The sequence below is a fragment of the Myxococcota bacterium genome, from assembly GCA_041389495.1.
Classification (GTDB): Bacteria; Myxococcota_A; UBA9160; order UBA9160; family UBA4427; genus JAWKRT01.
This window is the reverse complement of the sequence record JAWKRT010000001.1, coordinates 1,295,608-1,314,275: the sequence shown is the minus strand read 5'-3', so window position 1 is coordinate 1,314,275 and position 18,668 is coordinate 1,295,608. Positions and strand designations below refer to the sequence as shown.

Here is an 18,668-nt window from a genome sequence, read left to right as displayed (position 1 = left end):
GTGCGGCGACGACCGCGCGGCGCAGTGGGACTCGCAGATCGAGGGCCCGCGGCGGAGCGAGGCGTCGCTCGCCGCGCAGCGCGCGCGCGCGACGAGGCCGGGCGCGCGCTCGCGTCCCGCGCCGACGACGCGCCCGCCGACGACACGACGATCCTGTTCGGCGACCTGCACGTGCACACGTCCTACTCGTCGGACGGCTTCCTCTTCTCGCTGCCGATGCTGGGCGGCGACGGCGCGCACCCGCCGAACGACGCCTGCGACTTCGCGCGGCACTGCGCGAACCTCGACTTCTTCGCGTTGACCGACCACGCGGAGTCGCTCGCGCCCGAGCACTGGACCCGCTCGAAGGAGAGCGTGCGCGCGTGCAACGCGCGCGCGGGCGACGGCGGCGACGCCGACCTCGTCGCGTTCATGGGCTTCGAGTGGAGCCAGATGGGCCTCACGCCCGACGACCACTGGGGCCACCGCTGCGTCGTGTTCCCGGAGACGGACGACGCGCGGCTGCCCGCGCGGCCGATCGCGGCGGCCGACACGTCGCCCGCGCTGCGCGGCCTCGCCGCGATGGCGCGCTCGACGCGCGTCGTCGGCTTCCTCGACTGGCCGGTGCACGAGCGCTTCGCGGAGCATCACGAACGACTCGCCGAGCGGCCGCTCTGCCCCGACGGCGTCGCGTCGCCCGACATCGAGGGCGACGCGTGCCTCGAGGTGGCGCGCGAGCCGAAGGACCTGCACCGCAAGCTCGACGAGTGGGGCCTGCCCGCGCTCGTGATCCCGCACGGCACGACCTGGGGCGTGTACACGCCTGCGTCGACGACGTTCGACAAGCACCTCGCCGAGGCGCAGTACGCGCCCGAGCGCATGCCGCTCGTCGAGATCATGTCGGGCCACGGCAACTCGGAGGAGTTCCGCGCGTGGCGCGAGATCGACGTCGCGGCCGACGGCACGCGCACGTGCCCCGCGCACGTCGCGGGCCACCTCACGTGCTGCGAGCGCGCGGGACAGATCATGCGCGAGCGCTGCGGCGACCTGCCCGCCGACGAGTGCGAGCGGCGCGTCGAGCGCGCGCGCACGCTCGCGGCGAACACGTGGGTGAACCCGTTCCGCGTCTTCCCCGACACGACGCCCGAGGACTGGCTCGACTGCGACCAGTGCCGCGACTGCTTCAAGCCTTCCTTCGGATACCGGCCGCGCGAGAGCGTGCAGTACGCGATGACGCTGGCCGACCCCGACGCCGGCGAGGGCCGCCGGCGATTCCGCTTCGGCTTCGTCGCCTCGAGCGACGGCCACACGGGACGCCCGGGCAACGCCTACAAGCAGAGCGATCCGTCGCTCGTGAGCGACGTGCGCGGCACGCCCGAGTTCCCGTACGGGATGTTCCAGTCGATGTTCTCGTCGCGCGAGATGGAGGATCCGCGCATGCCCGTCGACCCGGGCGCGACGACGATCAGCGTCGGGTCGCAGCAGGACCTGCGCGTCTCGTCGTTCCTGTTCCCGGCCGGGCTCGCGGCCGTGCACGCGCGCGGGCGCAGCCGCGAGGCGATCTGGAGCGCGCTCGCGCGGCGCGAGGCCTACGGCACGAGCGGGCCGCGCATCCTGCTGTGGTTCGACATCACGAACGCGCCCGGCGCCGACGGCGGACGCGCGCCGATGGGCTCGCAGCACGCGATGGGCGCGAACCCGCGCTTCGAGGTGCGCGCCGTCGGCTCGTTCGAGCCGAAGCCCGGGTGCCCGGAGGAGAGCCGGCGCGCGCTCTCGCCCGAGCGGCTCGCCTACCTGTGCCACGACGAGTGCTACTTCCCGAGCGACGTGCGGCGGCCGATCGCGGCGATCGAGGTGGTGCGCATCCGCCCGCGCACGCGCGCCGACGAGAGCCCGGCCGAGCTGATCGACGACCCCTGGCGGCGCTTCGAGTGCGCGCCCGACCCGGCCGGCTGCCGCGTCGCCTTCGAGGACGAGACGTTCGCAGCCGACGGGCGCGACGCGCTCTACTACGCGCGCGCGATCGAGGCGCCGTCGATGGCGCTCAACGGCGCGCCGCTCGAGACCGAGCTCGACGCGAACGGCGAGCCGAGCGCGATCCGGCCGTGCACGCAGGCGCGCGTCGACGAGGGAGGCTGCCCGTCGCCCGTCGGCGAGCGCGCCTGGTCGTCGCCGATCTTCGTCGACTTCGCGCGCGAGGCAGCGCCGGCGCCCGGCGACGCCTGACGTGAGCGACGTCGACGCCGCGATCGACGCCGCGCTGCGGCCCTTCGCCGACGCGCTGTCGGCGTTCGTCTTCTACGCCGTTCCCGTGCTCGGGACGGACGTGCCGCTCGTCGTCGTGTGGCTCGTCGTCGCCGCCGTGTTCGCGACGGTGTACCTGCGCTTCGTGTGCGTGACGGGCTTCGCCGAGGCGCTGCGGCTCGTGACGGGGCGCGGCGCGACGCACGGCGACGACCCGTCCGGCGAGGTGTCGCACTTCCAGGCGCTCGCGACGGCGGTCTCGGGAACGGTCGGCGTCGGGAACATCGCGGGCGTCGCGGTCGCGATCTCGGCGGGCGGCCCGGGCGCCGCGTTCTGGATGGCGCTCGCGGGCGTGCTCGGCATGTCGTCGAAGTTCGCCGAGTGCACGCTCGGCGTGCTCTACCGCACCGAGCACGCGGACGGCTCGGTGTCGGGCGGCCCGATGTACTACCTCGAGCGCGGGCTCGGCGCGCGCGGCTTCCCGCGCCTCGGTCGCGCGCTCGGGCGCTTCTACGCCGCGGGCATCGTCGTCGGCTGCCTCGGCATCGGCAACATGTTCCAGTCGAACCAGGCCTACGTGCAGCTCGTCGGCGTGACGGGCGGCGACGCGAGCTGGTTCGCGCAGCGCGGCTGGCTCGTGGGACTCGTCCTCGCCGCGATCGTCGGGGCCGTGGTGTTCGGCGGCATCCGCTCGATCGCGCGCGTCACCGCGCGCGTCGTCCCCGCGATGGCCGCGTTCTATCTCGCGTTCGGCTTCGCGGCGCTCGCGATGAACGCCGAGGCCCTGCCCTGGGCGCTCGGCGCCATCCTCGACGGCGCGTTCACGAGCGAGGGCGTGGCGGGCGGCGCGCTCGGCGCGGTCGTCGTGGGCTTCCAGCGCGCCGTCTTCTCGAACGAGGCGGGGCTCGGCTCCGCGACGATCGCGCACGCCGCCGTGCGCACCGCGCGCCCCGTCACCGAGGGATTCGTCGCGCTCCTCGAGCCCTTCATCGACACCGTCGTGATCTGCTCGACGACGGCGCTCGTCGTGATCACGACCGAGTACTACGACCCGACGTTCGCCGACGGACTCGACGGCATCGCGATCACGTCGCGCGCGTTCGAGCGCAACTTCGCCGGCGCGCCGTACCTGATCGCGATCGCCGCCTCGCTGTTCGCGCTCTCGACGATGATCTCGTGGGCGTACTACGGACAGAAGGGCTGGGGCTACCTGCTCGGCGGCCTCGAGGGGCGCATCCGGCCCGGCGCCGAGCGCGTCTTCCAGGCCGTCTTCTGCCTGTTCGTCGCGCTCGGCTGCACGATCCGCCTCGATGCGGTGCTCGACTTCTCGGACGCGCTCGTCTTCGTGATCTGCATCCCCAACATCGTGGCGCTCTACGTGCTCGCGCCCGAGGTGCGGCGCGAGCTCGAGGCCTATCGCGCGCACCGCCGGAGCCCGGGCCCGCCGGCGCGGTGACGCCCCCCACGGCTCCGCCGCGCGCATCCACTATGCTCGGCGGCGCGGGGTGCGAGATGGGCGTGCGGCGCGATCGGGAAGATCGGGGCGTGGGGTGCGAGCGGAGCGCGCGGCGCATCGCGCGCCGTCCGGCTCGCGGGCCGGGCCGGACGCGCGCCGGCGCCATCGCCTGCGCGGTCGCGGCACTCGCCGCGCTCGCGGCCGCGCCCGCCGCCGCCGACGAGGTGACCGACGCCTACCTCGCCTCGCGCGCGGCCCTCGACGCGGGCGACCTCGACGCCGCCACGCGCCACGCGGAGCGCGCGCTGCGGCTCGGAAGGGCGCAGCGCGCCGACGACGACCCGGAGCTCGCGGCGCTCGGCATGAACGCGGGGCAGCTGCTGCTCGGCGGCGGCCAGACGCTCGAGGCCGTCGACGCGTTCCGCACGGCCGTGCGCGCGTACGAGCGCATCCACGGGAAGGACGCCATCGAGCTCTCCGGGCCGCTGCGCGCGCTCGCCGTCGCGCAGTCGCGCAACGGCGAGACGAGCGCCGCGCGGCTCACGCACGAGCGGCGCGTCGCCCTCGTCGCCGCCTCCGCGGGCGACCCGTCCGTCGCGCTCGCCGACGCCCTGCGCGACGCGGCCACGGCGGAGCGCGACGCGCGGCAGGGCCGGCGCGCGCGCAAGCTGCTCGAGCGCGCGATCGCCTCGTACGAGGCCGCCGGCGAGCAGGGCGAGCTGCTCGCGCGCGCGAAGATCGAGCTCGGCTTCGTCGAGCTCATGAACGCGCCGACCTCGATCGCGACGCGCAAGCGCGCCGAGACCTCGATCCGCGACGGGCTGTGGCTGCTCGAGCACGCCTTCCCGCTCGGGAGCGACGAGCTGGTCGAGGTGTACGAGCAGATCGAGCGGCGCCTCGAGCGGGCGCACGTGACGGGCGGGAGCTCGAAGCTGGCGGCGCTCGTCGAGAAGCGCCTCGAGCGCCACCGCGTCGCGCGCGCGCGTCGACGCTAGGCGCGCGCCGCCCCGCGCGACGCGCGCGCCTCCGGCGGAGCGAAGATGCGGATCGGCCAGCGCCGGCGCACGGCCGTGCGGTAGAGCATCGGGTCGGGGTTCACCGCGACCGGGTGCGCGACGAGCTCGAGCAGCGGCAGGTCGGTGATCGAGTCCGAGTAGAACCAGCTGCGCGCGAGGTCGACGTCGTGCGACGCGATGAACGCGCGCAGCCAGTGGATCTTGCCGTCCTCGAAGCAGACCGGCTCGACGACGCGCCCGGTGAGCACGCCGCCCTCGGCTTCGAGCACCGTGAACAGCGCGTGCTCGATCCCGAGGTGGCGGGCGAGCGGCTCGACCGCGTAGCGCGTCGCGCCCGACACGATCACGACGACGTGGCCGCTCTCCTGGTGGTGGCGCACGAGCGCGGCCGCATCCGGGTAGACGAGCGACTCGATGTGCGCCTGGAAGAGCTCGCGCGCCTCGGCCTCGAGCTCGGCCTCGTCGCGCCCCGCGAAGTCCTTCGCCATCGAGCGGACCCACGTGGGCAGGTCGAGCACGCCGGCCTTGTAGCGGAGGTAGGCGCCGAGCCCGGCCGCGAGCTCCCAGGCCGTGATCTCGCCGCGCTCGTAGCGGTGCTTCATGTACACCGACCCCGAGTTCTCGGCGATCAGCGTCTTGTCCATGTCGAAGAACGCGCCGACGCGCGGAACGGGCGCGCGCCGCGCGGCGCGCTCCGCATCGGGGGCGCTCGTCGCGCTCGTCGTCGGGCCGGGGTCTTCGATCACGGCGCGAGGGTAGCGGGCCGGCGGCTCAGAAGACGTAGCGCCGCATCGAGATCGAGAGCAGGAGGCCGAGGCTGATGCAGGCGGAGACCATCGCCGAGCCCCCGTAGCTGAAGAGCGGGAGGGGCACGCCGATCACCGGGGCGAGCCCGAGCACCATGGCCACGTTGATCACGGCGGGCCAGAAGAGCGCCCCGACGACGCCCACCGCGAGCATCGCGCCGAAGCCGTCGCGCGAGTTGCGCGCGATCCACAGCCCCCACAGCAGCATCGCGAGGTAGAGCCCGAGCACGGCCGTGCTGCCCGTGAAGCCCCACTCCTCGGCGAGCACGGAGTAGGCGAAGTCGGTGTGCTGCGTGGGGAGGAAGCGCAGCTGCGTCTGCGTGCCCTCCATCCAGCCCTTGCCGGTGAGCCCGCCCGAGCCGACCGCGATGCGCGACTGCATCGCCTGGTAGCCCGACGACAGCGGGTCGCGCGAGGGGTCGACGAAGTCGAGGATGCGCTTCTGCTGGTAGTCCTTGAGCCCGAACGTCCACAGCGCGGCGAGCGCGACGAGCCCGACTGCGGCGACGCCCGACCACGCGCGCAGCCGCACGCGCACGAGCGGCACGTACGTGAGCGCGACGAGCAGCGTGAGCACGGCGACGCCCATGTCCTTCTGCAGCAGGATCAGCCCGACCGGGATCGCGGCGAGCAGCGCGGGCGGGCCGAGCTGGCGCAGCTGCGTGATCTCGCTCGGCGGGTTGCGGTGGAACCAGCGCGCGATCGCGATCACCATCGCGATCTTCGCGAGCTCGGACGGCTGGAAGCGGCCGCCGAAGAGCCAGGCGCGCGCGCCGCGCGTCTCGTCGGCGAGCGCGAGCGTCGCCGCGAGCAGCGCGACGACGCCGCCGTAGATCGCGGGCGCGAAGCGCTCGACGTGCCGGTAGTCGATCGCGACGATCACTGCGATCACGAGCGCGCCGACTCCGACGGCGGAGATCTGCCTCCGCACCGTGGCGCTCAGCAGCACGTCGCTCCCGGCGTGCGACGCGGACGTGAGGTTCACGAGCCCGCACGCGACGAGCGTGGCGACGAAGGCGAGCAGCACCCAGTCGAAGTTCTGCACGGTGCGCCGATCGATGCCCAGCACGGCGTCGTCCCCCCTCAGCCCGCGCGCGGACGCGGCGCGTCCGCACGCGCTGCGCGCACGTCGTCCGCGGCGGGCGCGGTGCCCGCCGCGCGCGCCGCGGTCGCGGCCGGCGCCGGTGCGGGCACGGGCGCATCCGGCGTCGCCGCGGGCGCGAAGCGCTTGGCGTAGTAGGCGGCGAGCACCTTCTGCGCGATCGGCGCCGCGACGCCGCCCCCGCTCCCGCCGTGCTCGGCCAGCACGGCGACCGCGATCTCGGGCGCGTCGGCCGGCGCGAACGCCGCGAACCACGCGTGGTCGCGGTACTCGATCGGGACGTCCTCGTCGTTCTCGTACTGCTCGACGACCGCGAGGCTCACGACCTGCGTGGTGCCCGTCTTCCCCGCGACCTTCATGCCGGGCACGCGCGCGCGCGCGCCGGTGCCGCGCGGCGCCTCGACCACGCGCGTCAGCCCCGCGCGCACGCGCGCGAGGTGCTCGGGCGAGACCGCGACGCGCTGCGGCGCGGGGTGCTCCGGCTCCTCGACGAGGCGCCCGTCCCACGTCTCGAGCCGGTCGATCAGACGCGGCGCGTAGAGGTCGCCGCCGTTGGCGATCGCCGCGTACGCGAGCGCGAGCTGGAGCGGCGTGAGGAGGTTGTAGCCCTGCCCGATCGCCGCCGAGACCGTCTCGCCGCCGATCCACTCCTGGCCGCGCGCCTCGAGCTTCCACTTCTGGTCGGGCACGATGCCCGCGCTCTCGCCGGCGATCGCGATGCCCGTGCGGCGGCCGAGCCCGAAGCTGCGCGCCACCTCGGCCAGGCGATCGATGCCGAGCTCGACGCCGACCGCGTAGAAGAACACGTCGCACGACTGCTCGAGCGCGCGCTCGAGATCGACCTCGCCGTGGCCGCCGCGCTTCCAGCAGCGATAGGTGCGCCGGCCGAGCCGGTAGGCGCCCGTGCAGTACTCGGTGCGGCCCGGCGCGATCGTCCCGTTCTGGAGCGCGGCCGCCGCGACGATCGCCTTGTACGTCGAGCCCGGCGCGTACTGCCCCGAGACGGCGCGATTCTGCAGCGGGCGCCAGCGGTCGGTCGTGAGCCGCTTCCACGTCGCCGAGTCGACGCCGCCCGCGAAGTCGTTCGGGTCGTAGCTCGGCGCGGACGCGATCGCGAGCACGTCGCCCGAGCGCACGTCGACGGCGACGACGGCGCCCATGCGGTCGGGCTTCGCCGGGTCGTCGCTGCGGAACGCCTCCTCGGCCGCGCGCTGCAGGTCGAGGTCGAGCGTCAGCACGACGCGGCCGCCCTTCTCGGGCAGCACCTCGTCGAGCCGCTCGACCTCGCGCCCCTGCACGTCGACGACGACGTTGCGTCCGCCGGGGCGGCCGCGCAGGTGGCGGTCGAGGCGCGCCTCGAGCCCCGCCTGCCCGACGACGTCGCCCGCCCGGTAGTCCGAGAACGCCTCGTCGCGGAGCTGGTCGGCGCCGATCTCGCCGATCTGCCCGAGCACGTGCGCGGCGCGCGCGCCCTCGAGGTAGTGGCGGCGCGGATGCTCCTCGACGATCACGCCCGGCATCGCGAAGCGGTGCGTCTCGACGCGCGCGCGCTGCGCCTCGCTGACGTCGTCGTCGAGCACGATCGGCTGGAAGCGCTCGCGGCCGCGCCGCGCGGCGACGAGCTTCTCGAGCTCCGGCTCCTGCTGCGCGACGAGCGAGCTCACCGCGCGCAGCGTGCGCTCGCGGTCGCGCAGCTCGTTCGGGATGACGGCGATGTCGAAGGCCGTGCGCGACGCGACGATCGCGCGCCCTTCGCGATCGACGATCTCGCCGCGCGGCGCCTCGAGGCGCACGAGCCGCACCGAGTTGCGCTCCGAGCGATAGCGGAGGTCGGCGCCCTCGATCACCTGCAGCTGGAAGAGCCGCATCGCGAAGACGGAGAACACGAGCGCCATGCCGAGCCCGAGCACGATGACGCGGCGCGCGAGGAAGGCCTCGTCGCCGCCGCCGAGCCGGCCGTCGTGCCCCGCGCTCCCGATCACCGCGCGCCCCGCGCTTCGAGCCGCACCGTGCGGCGCGACGGATCGTCGTCGCCCGACCACGCGGCCAGCCACTCGACGAGCGCGGCGACGGGCGGCGCGAAGAGCGCGTTGACGACCGCGTGCACGAGCGTGCGTCCGACCGCGCCGACCTCGGGCGACGAGCTGGTGAAGAACGCGAGCACGGCCTGCAGGGCGGCCGCGTAGGCGACGGTGAGCCCGGCCGCGAACACGGCCAGCGGCAGCGCGCCGCGCAGGTGGATCTGGCGGCCCGTCACGCGCGCGGCCGCGAACGTCAGGAGGCGCAGCAGCGCGTGCTGTCCGAGCAGCGAGCTCGACAGCACGTCGGTCGCGTAGCCGAGCGCCGCGGCCATCGCGAAGCCGCTCGGGAGCGGCGCCCAGTGCAGGCCGAGCGCGACCACGACGAGCAGGCCGAGATCCGGACAGAAGGGATAGGGCACGACGAGCACGGCCGCGCTCTGCACGATCAGCGCGAGCAGGCCCGCCGCGAGCAGGACGGCGACGCGCCTCACGGCGCGGGCGGCTCCGCGACCGCCTGCGCCATCTCGCGCTCGACCTCGCGCGACGCGGCCGCGGCGTCGACGGGCTCCGGGTCGGCGTCGCCGAGCGCGCCGAACAGCAGGTCCATCGTCGCGCTGCGCCGCAGCACGACGAAGACCTGCTCGAGCCGGCCGAAGTCGACCGAGGGCACGAGCACGGCGGTCTGCAGCAGGCGGCCGCCGGCGTCGCTCACCGAGCGCACGACGCCGATGCGGAGCCCCTTCGGATACACGCCGCCCATGCCCGACGTGATCACGACGTCGCCTTCGCGCACGTCGCTCCCGCGCACGACGAACTCGAACTCGAGCTCGCCCGTGCCGCGCCCGCGCACGATGCCGCGCGCGCGGCTCCGCTGCACGATGCCGTCGATCGCGCTCTGGCGGTCGAGCAGCAGCATCGTCTTCGACGCGCGCTTCGACGTCGCGGTCACGAGGCCGACGACGCCCTGGTCGGTGATGACGGGGTTGCCGCTGCGCACGCCGTGCTCGCCGCCGCGGTCGAGCAGCACGCTGCGGAACCACGGCGACACGTCGAGCCCGACGATCTCGCTCGGCAGCAGCGGCGCCTCGAACTCGTCGCGCATCGAGGCGATGCGCTGCAGGTTCCCGCTCGCGACGAGCGCCTCGCGGAACTGCAGGTTCGCCTCCTCGAGCTCGGCGATGCGACCGCGCAGCTCGCCGTTCTCGTCGCGCACGCCGACGAGGTCGACATAACGCGCCCACGCGCCCTTCGCGGTGTCGACCGGCGCGAGCAGCACCTTCTGCACGGGAACGGTGATCTCGAGGACGATCGCCTGCCACCACGGGAGGTCGCGCGCGTCGTCGCGGATCGCGCGACGGTCCGAGACCATCGTCAGCACGGCGAGCAGCGCCAGCGCTCCGAACGCGATGGGCGCACCGAGCCGACGCCAGAGATCGGGCATGGGGATCCCCCGCTACTGCGAGCGGATCGTGACTTCCTTCAGCAGGCGCAGCTCGTCGAGGCAGCGCCCGGTGCCCGTGGCGACCGCGGTGAGCGGATCCTCGGCGAGCATGACCGGGAGGCCCGTCGTCTCGCGCAGCAGGATGTCGAGGTTGCGCAGGAGCGAGCCGCCGCCCGTCAGCACGATGCCCTTGTCGACGATGTCGGCGGAGAGCTCGGGCGGCGTGCGCTCGAGGGCGGCCTTCACGCTCTCGACGATCGCGCTGATCGGCTCGGCGAGCGCGTCGAGCACCTCCTCGGACTTGATCTCGAGCGTCTTCGGCACGCCGGCCACGATGTCGCGGCCCTTCACTTCCATCGACTGCGGCTCGCCGGTCGGATAGGCGGTGCCGATCTCCATCTTGATGAGCTCGGCCGTGCGCTCGCCGATCAGCAGGTTGTGGGTGCGCTTCACGTACTGGATGATCGCGTCGTCCATCTTGTCGCCGCCGACGCGCGTCGAGTTCGAGTACACGATGCCCGAGAGCGAGATCACGGCGACCTCGGTCGTGCCGCCGCCGATGTCGATGATCATGTTGCCGGAGGGCTCGGTGACGGGGAGGCCGGCGCCGATCGCGGCCGCCATCGGCTCCTCGATCAGGTAGACCTCGCGCGCACCCGCGAGCATCGCGCTCTCGCGCACGGCGCGCTTCTCGACCTCGGTGATGCCGGACGGAACGGCGACGACGATGCGCGGCCGCACCATGCGCGTGCGGTCGTGCACGCGCTTGATGAAGTACTCGATCATCGCGGCGGTGACTTCGAAGTCCGCGATCACGCCGTCCTTCATCGGGCGGATCGCGACGATGTTGGCCGGCGTGCGGCCTAGCATCTCCTTCGCCTGCTTGCCGACGGCCTTCACCTTGCCGGGGCCGCGGCCTTCCTTCTCGACGGCGACGACGCTCGGCTCCGAGACGACGATGCCGCGTCCCTTGACGTACACGAGCGTGTTGGCCGTTCCGAGATCGATCGCGAGGTCGCTGGAGAACCAGCCGAGCACGGTATCGAGGATCACGTTCGCCCCCCCTCCGAGGCGTGGTGTCGCGCGGCTCCGCAAGCCGCCGGGCGACTCCGCCGGGCGCTCGCCGGAAAGCGGGTAAGTCCGCGAATTCCCGACGCGTTTGACGCCCTCTGCGACGCGCGAGAGCCTACCAGTCGGGTTATGCGCGAGCAAGCGTTCCGGTTGCCCGCCGCGCACCCGCTCCGTACCTTGCGCGCCCTCCGCACTCCCCGCGCGCGCGCGGCGTCGGCATTCCGTCGCTTCGCGCGGCGCACCGGCGCGCGGGATGAGCGTTCCATGAGGAGGGAGCCGTGCTCGATGCGATTCGCCGAGGCCAGCGCTGGCTGACGGCGCTGCTGGTCGGCGGCGTCGGCTTCGTGTTCGTCGTGGTGTTCGGCAACCAGGGGCCGGGCAACGTGTCGACCTCGAGCGCGACGTCGATCGTCGAGCTGGGCGACTTCGTCGTCGACGCCGCCGAGTTCGATCTCGAGCGCGAGTCGCAGGCGCGCCGCCTGCGCGACCAGCTCGGCGAGCAGTTCGACGAGCGCGCCGCCGGCGCCTTCCTCGACCAGCAGGTGCTGCGCGTGATCGTCGAGCGCACGGTGCTCGCGCAGTCGGCGCACGAGCTGGGCCTCGAGGTGCCCAAGGCGGAGATCCAGCGCTACCTGCGCGACACCTACCGCAGCCCGGACGGGACGGTGGACGAGGAGGCGATCGTCCGCGGCATCGAGCGCGTGTACGGGACGCAGCGTCTCTTCCTCCAGGCGATCGAGCGCGACCTGCTCGCGCAGAAGATGCTCCGCCTGCTCGCCAGCCAGATCACCGTCAGCGAGCCCGAGCTCGAGGCGGTGGCGCGCCAGCTCGCCGAGGAGGCGCGCATCGCCTACGTGGCGCTGTCGACCGAGACGCTCCCGGCCGGCGAGGAGCCGAGCGACGAGGCGGTCGAGGCCTGGCGCGCCGACCACGAGGCGGAGCTGCGCGCCCGCTACGAGGCCGCCCTCGGCCAGTACACGACCGCAGACCGGGTCCGCGCCCGCCACATCCTCTTCCGGCTCGACCGCACCGCCGACGCCGCCGCCGTCGAGACGGCGCGCGAGGAGGCCGAGCAGGCGCGCGAGCGCATCCTCGCGGGCGCGCCGTTCGCCGACGTGGCGCGCGAGGTCTCCGAGGACGACGCCACGCGCGACGCGGGCGGCGAGCTCGGCTCGCTCTCGCGCGCCGAGATGGCGGGCGCCGTCGCGGATGCGGCCTTCGACCTCGAGCCTGGCACGCCGTCCGAGGTGCTCCGCGGCGATCGCGGCTTCCACATCGTGCTCGTCGAGGAGAAGCTCGCGGGCGGCACGCGCCCGTTCGAGGACGTGGCGCCCGAGCTCGCGCGCGACGGCGCGCGCGCCTCGATCGCCCGCGAGCGCGCGCAGCGCCTCGCCACCGAGCTCTCCGAGGCCGTGCGCGGCGGCGCCTCCCTCGAGGCCGCGGCGCGCGAGCGCGAGCTGACGCTCGGGCGCACGGCGTCGCTGCGCCGGCGCCCCGACGGCTTCATTCCCGACCTCGGCGCCGCGCCGGAGGTCATGGCCGCGGCCTTCGCGCTCCCGCCCGGCACGAGCTCGCCGCGCATCTTCGAGCTGGGCAACCGGCTCGTGCTGCTGCAGGTCTTGTCGCGCACGACGCCCTCGGAGGCGGAGCTCGCCGCGCAGGCGAGCTCCATCCGCAGCGCGGCCCTCGACCAGAAGCGCACCGATGCGATCGCGACCTGGGTGCGCGAGGCACAGACGCGCTACGAGGCCGAGGGGGAGCTGCGCCTCAACGCCGCGCTCGTGATGGGCTCGTAGGGTCGGGCTCCCCGGCTCGGGTGCGGGTGCGGGCGCGCCGTCGCGCGCGCACGGCGAGGAGCGCCGGCAGCACGACGAGGTTGGCCGCGAGCGTGAGCGCCATGCCCGCCGCGAGCAGCGCGCCGAGGCCCGCGAGCCCGCGGTGCGACGAGAGCGCGAGCGTCCCGAAGCTCACGAGCGTGGTCGCCGTGCTGTAGAGCACGGCGCGCGCGGTCGTCGTCGCGAGCAGCTCCCCGGGCGCGACGCTGCGCGCGCGCTCGACGACGTGCACGCCCGCGTCGACGCCCGCCCCGAGCATCAGCGGGATCACGACGACGTTGAAGAAGCTGAACGGGACGTCGAGCGCGACCATCGCCGCCGCCGTCGCGAGTGCGGCGAGCGCGAGCGGCGCGAGCACGAGCGCGACGTCGCCGGCGCGCCGCCAGACGAGCCCGAGCACGAGCGCGATCGCGACGACCGCCGCGGCGACGGCTTCGGCGAACGCGAGCTGCGTCGTGCGCCCGAACGCGACGAGATTGACGGCCACGCCGGTCGCGGAGGGGTCGACCGCGCGCACCGCGTCGACGAAGCGCGCCATCGCGTCGGAGTCCGAGAGGTCCTCGCGCGGGAACGTCTGCAGGCGCAGCTCGCCGTCGTCCGCGCGCATGCGGCGCACGAGGCGCGGCGGGAGCTGCGCCTCCTCGACGGGGCCGACGGCCAGGCTCGCGCGCAGCCGCTCGACGTGCGCGGGCAGCGACGACAGCAGCAGGCGCTCGAGCTCGCGCAGCGCGGGGGCCGGGTCGTCGCTCGCCGCCGCGCGCGCGAGGAAGTCGTCGAGCAGGTGCCGCAGCCGCGAGACGCTCGCCTCGAGGCCGCGCGCCGCGTCCGCGCCGCGCGCGGCGCCGAGCTCGCTGCGCGCGAGCGCATCGCGGAGCGCGCGCAGCGCAGCGACCTCCGCCTCGGGCGCGACGGGCGCGCGCGGCGCGCGCGCGCGCACCGGCGGCACGTCGAACAGGAGCGAGAGGTCGTCGAGGATCGCGAGCTTCTCGTCCTGGTCGTCCGGAACCCAGTCGTGGAGCCCGACGACGCGCGCGACCTCCGGCCGCGCGCGCAGGCGCTCCGCGAGCGCGCGCGCCGCCGCCTCGTCCGGCGCGATCGAGTTGACGAGCCACGGCGACGCGCCGTCCGCGTCGGCGAGCAGGTCCTCGAACGCCTGCACCGACTCCGTCGAGGGATCGCGCATCGCGACGATGTTGGGCTCGAAGCGCGCGCGCGGCGCGAGCGCGAGACCGGCGGCGCCGACGGCGACGGCGACGGCGAGCACCGCCGCGCGGCGCCGCTCGATCGCGCGGCCGAGCGCGAGCGCCGCCTGCTCGACCGCACCGCCCGGCCCGGGACCGAAGCGCGCGATCGCGAGCGGCCCCGCGAGCAGCGCGGGCAGGAGCGTCAGCGTGAGGAAGAGCAGCACGAGCAGCCCGACGCCCGTGATCCAGCCGAACTCGGCGACGCCGCGGTAGTCCGTCGGCAGGAACGCGAAGAAGCCGATCGACGTCGTCACTCCGCACAGCACGAGCGCGGGGCCGGTGTCGGCCGCGCTCGCGCGCATCGCGGGCGCGTGCTCGAGCCCCTCGCGCCGGAAGTGCGCGTAGCGCGTGCCGAGGTGGATCGCGTAGTCGACACCGAGCCCGAGGAAGAGCACGCCCGCGCTCAGCGAGATGACGTTGAGGCGCCCGACCGTGAGCGCGGCGAGCGCGCCGGCGATCGCGAGCCCCGCCGCGAGCGTCGCGCACGCGGCGACGACGAGGCGCGCCGACCCGAGCGCGAGCCGCAGCAGCACGGCGACCACCGCGAAGCACGCCACGCTCGCGACCCCGAGGTCGACGAGCAGCCCGAGCGTCTCCTCGTGCGCGAGCGCCGGGTTCCCCGTCACGCGCACGCGCGTCGGTGCCGGGACGTCGCGCGCGCGATCGCGCACGGCCGCGAGCGGCGCGGCGGCGGGGAGGAGCGCGGCGAAGTCGAGCACCGGCTGCGCGACGACGACCTGGCGCGTCGCGAGGTCGATCGAGGCGCCCTCGAGCAGCACGTCCTCCCACGACAGCGCGACGGGGTGCTCGGCGAAGACGTCGACGGTGGCATCGCCGACGCGGTCGAGCACGGCGGTCCACTGGCGCGCGTCGACGCCCGCCGCGTCGAGCTCGGCGAGGCCCCGCTCGATGAGGCGCGACAGCGTCGCGAGCGTCGGCGACGCGGCGAGCTCGGCCACGACGGGCTGGAGCCGGGCCATGCGGTCCGCGAACACGTCGAGCTCGTCGACCGTGCGGTAGAGGAGCGCGTGGCGCTCGAAGAACGGGTCCGCGCCCGGCACGTAGGCGTCGGTGAAGTGCGCTGCGTCGGCGCGCAGGCTCGCGGCGAGCTCGCGCGCGACCTCGCGCGCGAGCGCGGCGTTCGGTGCGTCGACGACGACGAAGAGCGCGTTCTCGAGGTCGGGGAAGAGCCGCGCGAAGCGCTCGTGGTGGACGCGCGCGGGGAGGCGCTCGGGGAAGAGGCGGATCGTGTCGGTGTCGATCCGCAGGCGCCCGCTCGCGCACACGACGAGCGAAGCGGCGACCGCCGCGCCGACGAGCGCGAGCACGAGGCGCCGCGAGCGCCCGGCCGCATCGACCCAGCGCGCGATCGCGCGGCCGAGGCGGCTCGTCTGCTCGTCGTCGGCTCCCGCCGTCACCGCCGCCTCGCGCCCCCCGCCGCCGCCGCGCCGCGACCGTCGCGCGTCCCGCGCCGCGCGACGACCCCGAGCGCCCGACGCGCGGGCCGCGCGCGTCGAACGAGCGCGCGCGGGCGGCTACCCGGCGGGAGGGATCTCCTCGATGCCGGCCGCACGGATCGCTCCGAGGTCGTGCGCGACGACGACGACCACGTCGCTGCGCGCGTCGAGCGCGCCGAGGAAGCGGCGGAGCGCGCCGAGCCGGGTGCGATCCTCGGGCGTGATCAGCAGGCTGTACCAGAGCGGCTTCGGGACGTCGCCCACCAGGCTCGCGCGGTCGTTCGCGACGTCGCCCGCGAAGATCCAGCGCACGCCCGCGACGTTCGCGACGAAGGCCGTGCTCCCCGGCGTGTGCCCGGCGACGGCGAACGCGGCGAGCCCCGGGAAGCCGTCGACCGGCGCGAGCGGAGCGGCGTCGGTGCGCAGGCGCACGCGCTCGACGCAGCCGGCGCGCTCGAGGTCGGCGCGCCCGGGTGCCGTTCCGTAGTTCCCGCGCTCGGCCTGGTCGGCGGTCTGGAAGACGCGCAGCGGCGCGGCGCGACCGGCGCAGAGCCCGGGCAGGCCGCCCGTGTGGTCCTGGTGGAGGTGCGTGAACGCGACGCCCGCGACGCGCGCCGCGTCGTCGCCGAGGAGCGCGGCGAGCTCGCCGTGGGGCTCCATCGCGGCCGCGCCCATCGCGAGCCGCGTGAGTCGCCCGAACGCGATCGCGCCCTCGGGCGTCATGCCCGCGTCGATCGCGAACAGCCGACCGTCGGGCCACTCGAGCACGAAGCCGCCGAAGGTCCCGACGACGCCGGGCACGAGGCCGGCCTGCGTCGCGGTGTTCGCGTAGCGGACGCGGACGGGGCCGGCGTCGCCGCCGTCGACCGCGAGGATCGCCGCCGGCGCGGGCAGCGCGGGCGCGACGCGGCGGATCTCCCAGTGCGCCTCGCCGAGCAGCGCGGCGACCGCGAGCAGCGCGAGCCCGGCCGCGATCGCCACCGCGCGCGCCACGCTAGGCGTAGGCGTCCTTGCGGTGGCCGATCAGGTTCATGAACTCGGCGCGCGTCTTCGGATCGGTCTGGAACTCGCCGCGCATCGAGCTCGTGATGGCGTAGCTGCTCTGCTTCTGCACGCCGCGCATCACCATGCACAGGTGCTTGCTCTCGACGACGACCGCGACGCCCTTCGGCCGCAGCACGTCCTCGAGCGTCTGCGCCACCTGCATCGTGAGCCGCTCCTGCACCTGGAGGCGCCGCGAGAACATCTCGACGAGGCGCGGGATCTTCGAGAGGCCGACGACCTTGCCGTTCGGGATGTAGCCGACGTGCACGTGCCCGAAGAACGGAACCATGTGGTGCTCGCACAGGCTGTAGAACTCGATGTCGCGCACCATCACCATCTCGTCGTAGTCGACGTCGAAGAGCGCGTTGTTCAGGATCTCGACGGGGTCGCCCGCGTAGCCGTTCGTCAGGAAGCGGTAGGCCTTCGCGACGCGGCTCGGCGTCTTCAGCAGGCCGTCGCGCGCGGGGTCCTCCCCGAGCTCCTTCAGGATGGATTCGACGTGGGACTCGATCGGGTCCGGCGCGGACGGCTCGCTCATCGCTGCGGCTTCCTCGGCTGGCCCCCGGGAGCGGGGCTGGGGCGCTCTGGCGCAGCACCCTAGCAGGCCGGACGGACGCGGAGCGGACGCTCCGCGCGCCTCAGTAGCTGCGCAGCAGGCCGCGCAGGACGCCGCGGATCTCGACGTCGGCGGCGGCGACCTCGATCGGGGCCATGTCGGCGTTCGCCGGCACGAGGCGGACGCGATCCCCGCGGCGGTAGAAGCGCTTGAGCGTCGCCTCGCTCCCGCCCACGAGCGCCACGACCGTCTCGCCGTTGCGCGCCTCGCTGCGGCTCTCGACCACGACCAGATCGCCGTCGGCGATCATGTCCTCGATCATCGAGTCGCCCCGCACGCGCAGCACGAAGCGCTCGCCCGGGCGGCCCGCCATGTCGGCCGGCACGGCCACCCGGTCGTCGCCCTCGATCGCCTCGATCGGGCGCCCCGCGGCGACGACGCCGAGGAGCGGGAGGTCGGCCACCCCGCCGTCGGCCACCGTGTCGGCGCCCACGGGCTCGACCGAGCGCGACCGGTTCCACGCCTTCTGGAGCAGGCCCTTCTCGACGAGGTGCTGCACGTGCTTGTGGACGGTGGCGACGGAGCGGAGCCCGAAGTGCGAGCCGATCTCCTCGAGGCTCGGCGAGTAGCCGTGCTCGCGCACGAACCCGCGCACGAACTCGTAGATCTCGCGCTGGCGGCGCGTGAGGGCCATGGGCGGGGCCTCCTGCTCTCGGGCGGCTTCGGTGCTCGCGGCGCGGCGACGGCCGGCGCGCGAGCTCGGCGTCCTCTCCTTCCCCTTCCCAGTCCTTCTTTGGGAGACGGGGGAGACGCCACCTTCGCCCGAGTTTCGCCGGACTCTCGCGAAGCGACGGCGAAAGTGCAAGCGCCCTCGCGAGCGGCGCCGGATCGACGCGCGATCGAACGCGACGCGTGAATTTTTCGATCGCCTCGGTTGACGCTCCGGGGGCAGTGACGAATGCTCCGCGCCGCTTTGGCACTCCCGACGTGCGAGTGCCAGGGCGGGAGGAGCCGAGCGCTCCTCCGAACCACAGACCGGACACAACGGGTCGGCGAGCGCGCATCGCGCGGTCTCGCGCCAGGAGGAATCGGACTCATGAAGATCCGTCCGCTCCACGATCGCATCCTCGTGAAGCGCGTCGAGGAAGAGGCGAAGACGTCGGGGGGCATCATCATCCCCGACTCGGCCAAGGAGAAGCCCCAGGAGGGCAAGGTCGTCGCCGTCGGCGGCGGCAAGATCGGCGAGGACGGCAAGGTCACGCCGCTCGACGTCAAGAAGGGCGACAAGATCCTGTTCAGCAAGTACTCGGGCACCGAGGTCAACCTCGACGGCGTCGAGCACCTGATCATGCGCGAGGACGATGTCCTCGCCGTCATCGAGTAGAGGAGCCCCCCA

General features: G+C 74.4%; 15 protein-coding genes. 5 read left to right on the top strand and 10 right to left on the bottom strand.

Annotation, left to right across the window (positions count from 1 at the left end):
- Nucleotides 1-24 precede the first annotated feature (24 nt).
- The 3 genes from R3E88_05820 (at nucleotide 25) to R3E88_05810 (ending at nucleotide 4,674) form a co-directional block, all read left to right on the top strand.
- Nucleotides 25-2,205, top strand: coding sequence for a DUF3604 domain-containing protein (locus R3E88_05820; protein MEZ4215976.1), 2,181 nt, complete (start codon nucleotides 25-27; stop codon nucleotides 2,203-2,205).
- A gap of 1 nt (nucleotide 2,206) precedes the next feature.
- Entirely contained in the window at nucleotides 2,207-3,679 is a 1,473-nt protein-coding gene (locus R3E88_05815) for an alanine/glycine:cation symporter family protein (GenBank protein MEZ4215975.1), read from the top strand.
- 89 nt (nucleotides 3,680-3,768) lie between these two features.
- Nucleotides 3,769-4,674: a hypothetical protein gene (locus R3E88_05810; protein ID MEZ4215974.1), complete on the top strand. Its 906-nt coding sequence runs from the start codon at nucleotides 3,769-3,771 to the stop codon at nucleotides 4,672-4,674.
- On the opposite strand, the gene R3E88_05805 is transcribed toward R3E88_05810, so the two are convergent.
- From R3E88_05805 to R3E88_05780, 6 genes are read right to left on the bottom strand one after another with little or no spacing between them, the layout of a single operon-like run.
- Entirely contained in the window at nucleotides 4,671-5,441 is a 771-nt protein-coding gene (locus tag R3E88_05805; protein MEZ4215973.1) for an HAD-IB family hydrolase, read from the bottom strand. The genes R3E88_05810 and R3E88_05805 overlap by 4 nt on opposite strands.
- Nucleotides 5,442-5,466: 25 nt before the next feature.
- The gene (gene rodA / locus R3E88_05800; protein ID MEZ4215972.1) at nucleotides 5,467-6,570 is read right to left on the bottom strand and encodes a rod shape-determining protein RodA; all 1,104 of its coding nucleotides are present in this window, start codon (nucleotides 6,568-6,570) and stop codon (nucleotides 5,467-5,469) included.
- Nucleotides 6,571-6,584: 14 nt separating this feature from the next.
- Entirely contained in the window at nucleotides 6,585-8,585 is a 2,001-nt protein-coding gene (gene mrdA, locus R3E88_05795; protein MEZ4215971.1) for a penicillin-binding protein 2, read from the bottom strand.
- Entirely contained in the window at nucleotides 8,582-9,115 is a 534-nt protein-coding gene (gene mreD / locus R3E88_05790) for a rod shape-determining protein MreD (protein ID MEZ4215970.1), read from the bottom strand. The genes mrdA and mreD overlap by 4 nt, the downstream gene beginning before the upstream one ends.
- On the bottom strand, nucleotides 9,112-10,065 hold the full coding sequence (gene mreC / locus R3E88_05785; GenBank protein ID MEZ4215969.1) for a rod shape-determining protein MreC: 954 nt from the start codon (nucleotides 10,063-10,065) through the stop codon (nucleotides 9,112-9,114). Before mreC ends, mreD begins: the two co-directional genes overlap by 4 nt.
- Before the next feature lie 12 nt (nucleotides 10,066-10,077).
- On the bottom strand, nucleotides 10,078-11,118 hold the full coding sequence (locus tag R3E88_05780) for a rod shape-determining protein (GenBank protein ID MEZ4215968.1): 1,041 nt from the start codon (nucleotides 11,116-11,118) through the stop codon (nucleotides 10,078-10,080).
- A 296-nt stretch (nucleotides 11,119-11,414) separates the two neighbouring features.
- Between R3E88_05780 and R3E88_05775 the strand changes: the two genes are divergently transcribed.
- A complete protein-coding gene (locus R3E88_05775; protein MEZ4215967.1) occupies nucleotides 11,415-12,932 on the top strand; it encodes a SurA N-terminal domain-containing protein in 1,518 nt (505 codons plus the stop codon).
- Here R3E88_05775 and R3E88_05770 read toward each other — a convergent pair.
- The 4 genes from R3E88_05770 to lexA form a co-directional block, all read right to left on the bottom strand.
- A complete protein-coding gene (locus R3E88_05770; GenBank protein MEZ4215966.1) occupies nucleotides 12,904-15,633 on the bottom strand; it encodes an MMPL family transporter in 2,730 nt (909 codons plus the stop codon). The genes R3E88_05775 and R3E88_05770 overlap by 29 nt on opposite strands.
- A gap of 117 nt (nucleotides 15,634-15,750) precedes the next feature.
- Nucleotides 15,751-16,665 carry an MBL fold metallo-hydrolase gene (locus R3E88_05765; GenBank protein MEZ4215965.1) on the bottom strand — a complete coding sequence of 305 codons (915 nt, stop codon included), beginning with the start codon at nucleotides 16,663-16,665 and terminating at the stop codon, nucleotides 15,751-15,753.
- 1 nt (nucleotide 16,666) lies between these two features.
- Nucleotides 16,667-17,254, bottom strand: coding sequence for a GTP cyclohydrolase I FolE (folE, locus tag R3E88_05760; GenBank protein ID MEZ4215964.1), 588 nt, complete (start codon nucleotides 17,252-17,254; stop codon nucleotides 16,667-16,669).
- A 100-nt stretch (nucleotides 17,255-17,354) separates the two neighbouring features.
- Nucleotides 17,355-17,966: a transcriptional repressor LexA gene (gene lexA, locus R3E88_05755; GenBank protein MEZ4215963.1), complete on the bottom strand. Its 612-nt coding sequence runs from the start codon at nucleotides 17,964-17,966 to the stop codon at nucleotides 17,355-17,357.
- Nucleotides 17,967-18,368: 402 nt separating this feature from the next.
- On the opposite strand from lexA, the gene groES reads away from it, so the two are divergent.
- Entirely contained in the window at nucleotides 18,369-18,656 is a 288-nt protein-coding gene (gene groES / locus R3E88_05750; protein ID MEZ4215962.1) for a co-chaperone GroES, read from the top strand.
- Nucleotides 18,657-18,668: the final 12 nt, after the last annotated feature.

Bases quoted from the DNA above. Each gene is read 5' to 3' on its own strand.
- mreC (MEZ4215969.1), bottom strand. From the start codon at position 10,065: ATGCCCGATCTCTGGCGTCGGCTCGGTGCGCCCATCGCGTTCGGAGCG.
- folE (MEZ4215964.1), bottom strand. From the start codon at position 17,254: ATGAGCGAGCCGTCCGCGCCGGACCCGATCGAGTCCCACGTCGAATCC.
- lexA (MEZ4215963.1), bottom strand. From the start codon at position 17,966: ATGGCCCTCACGCGCCGCCAGCGCGAGATCTACGAGTTCGTGCGCGGG.
- groES (MEZ4215962.1), top strand. From the start codon at position 18,369: ATGAAGATCCGTCCGCTCCACGATCGCATCCTCGTGAAGCGCGTCGAG.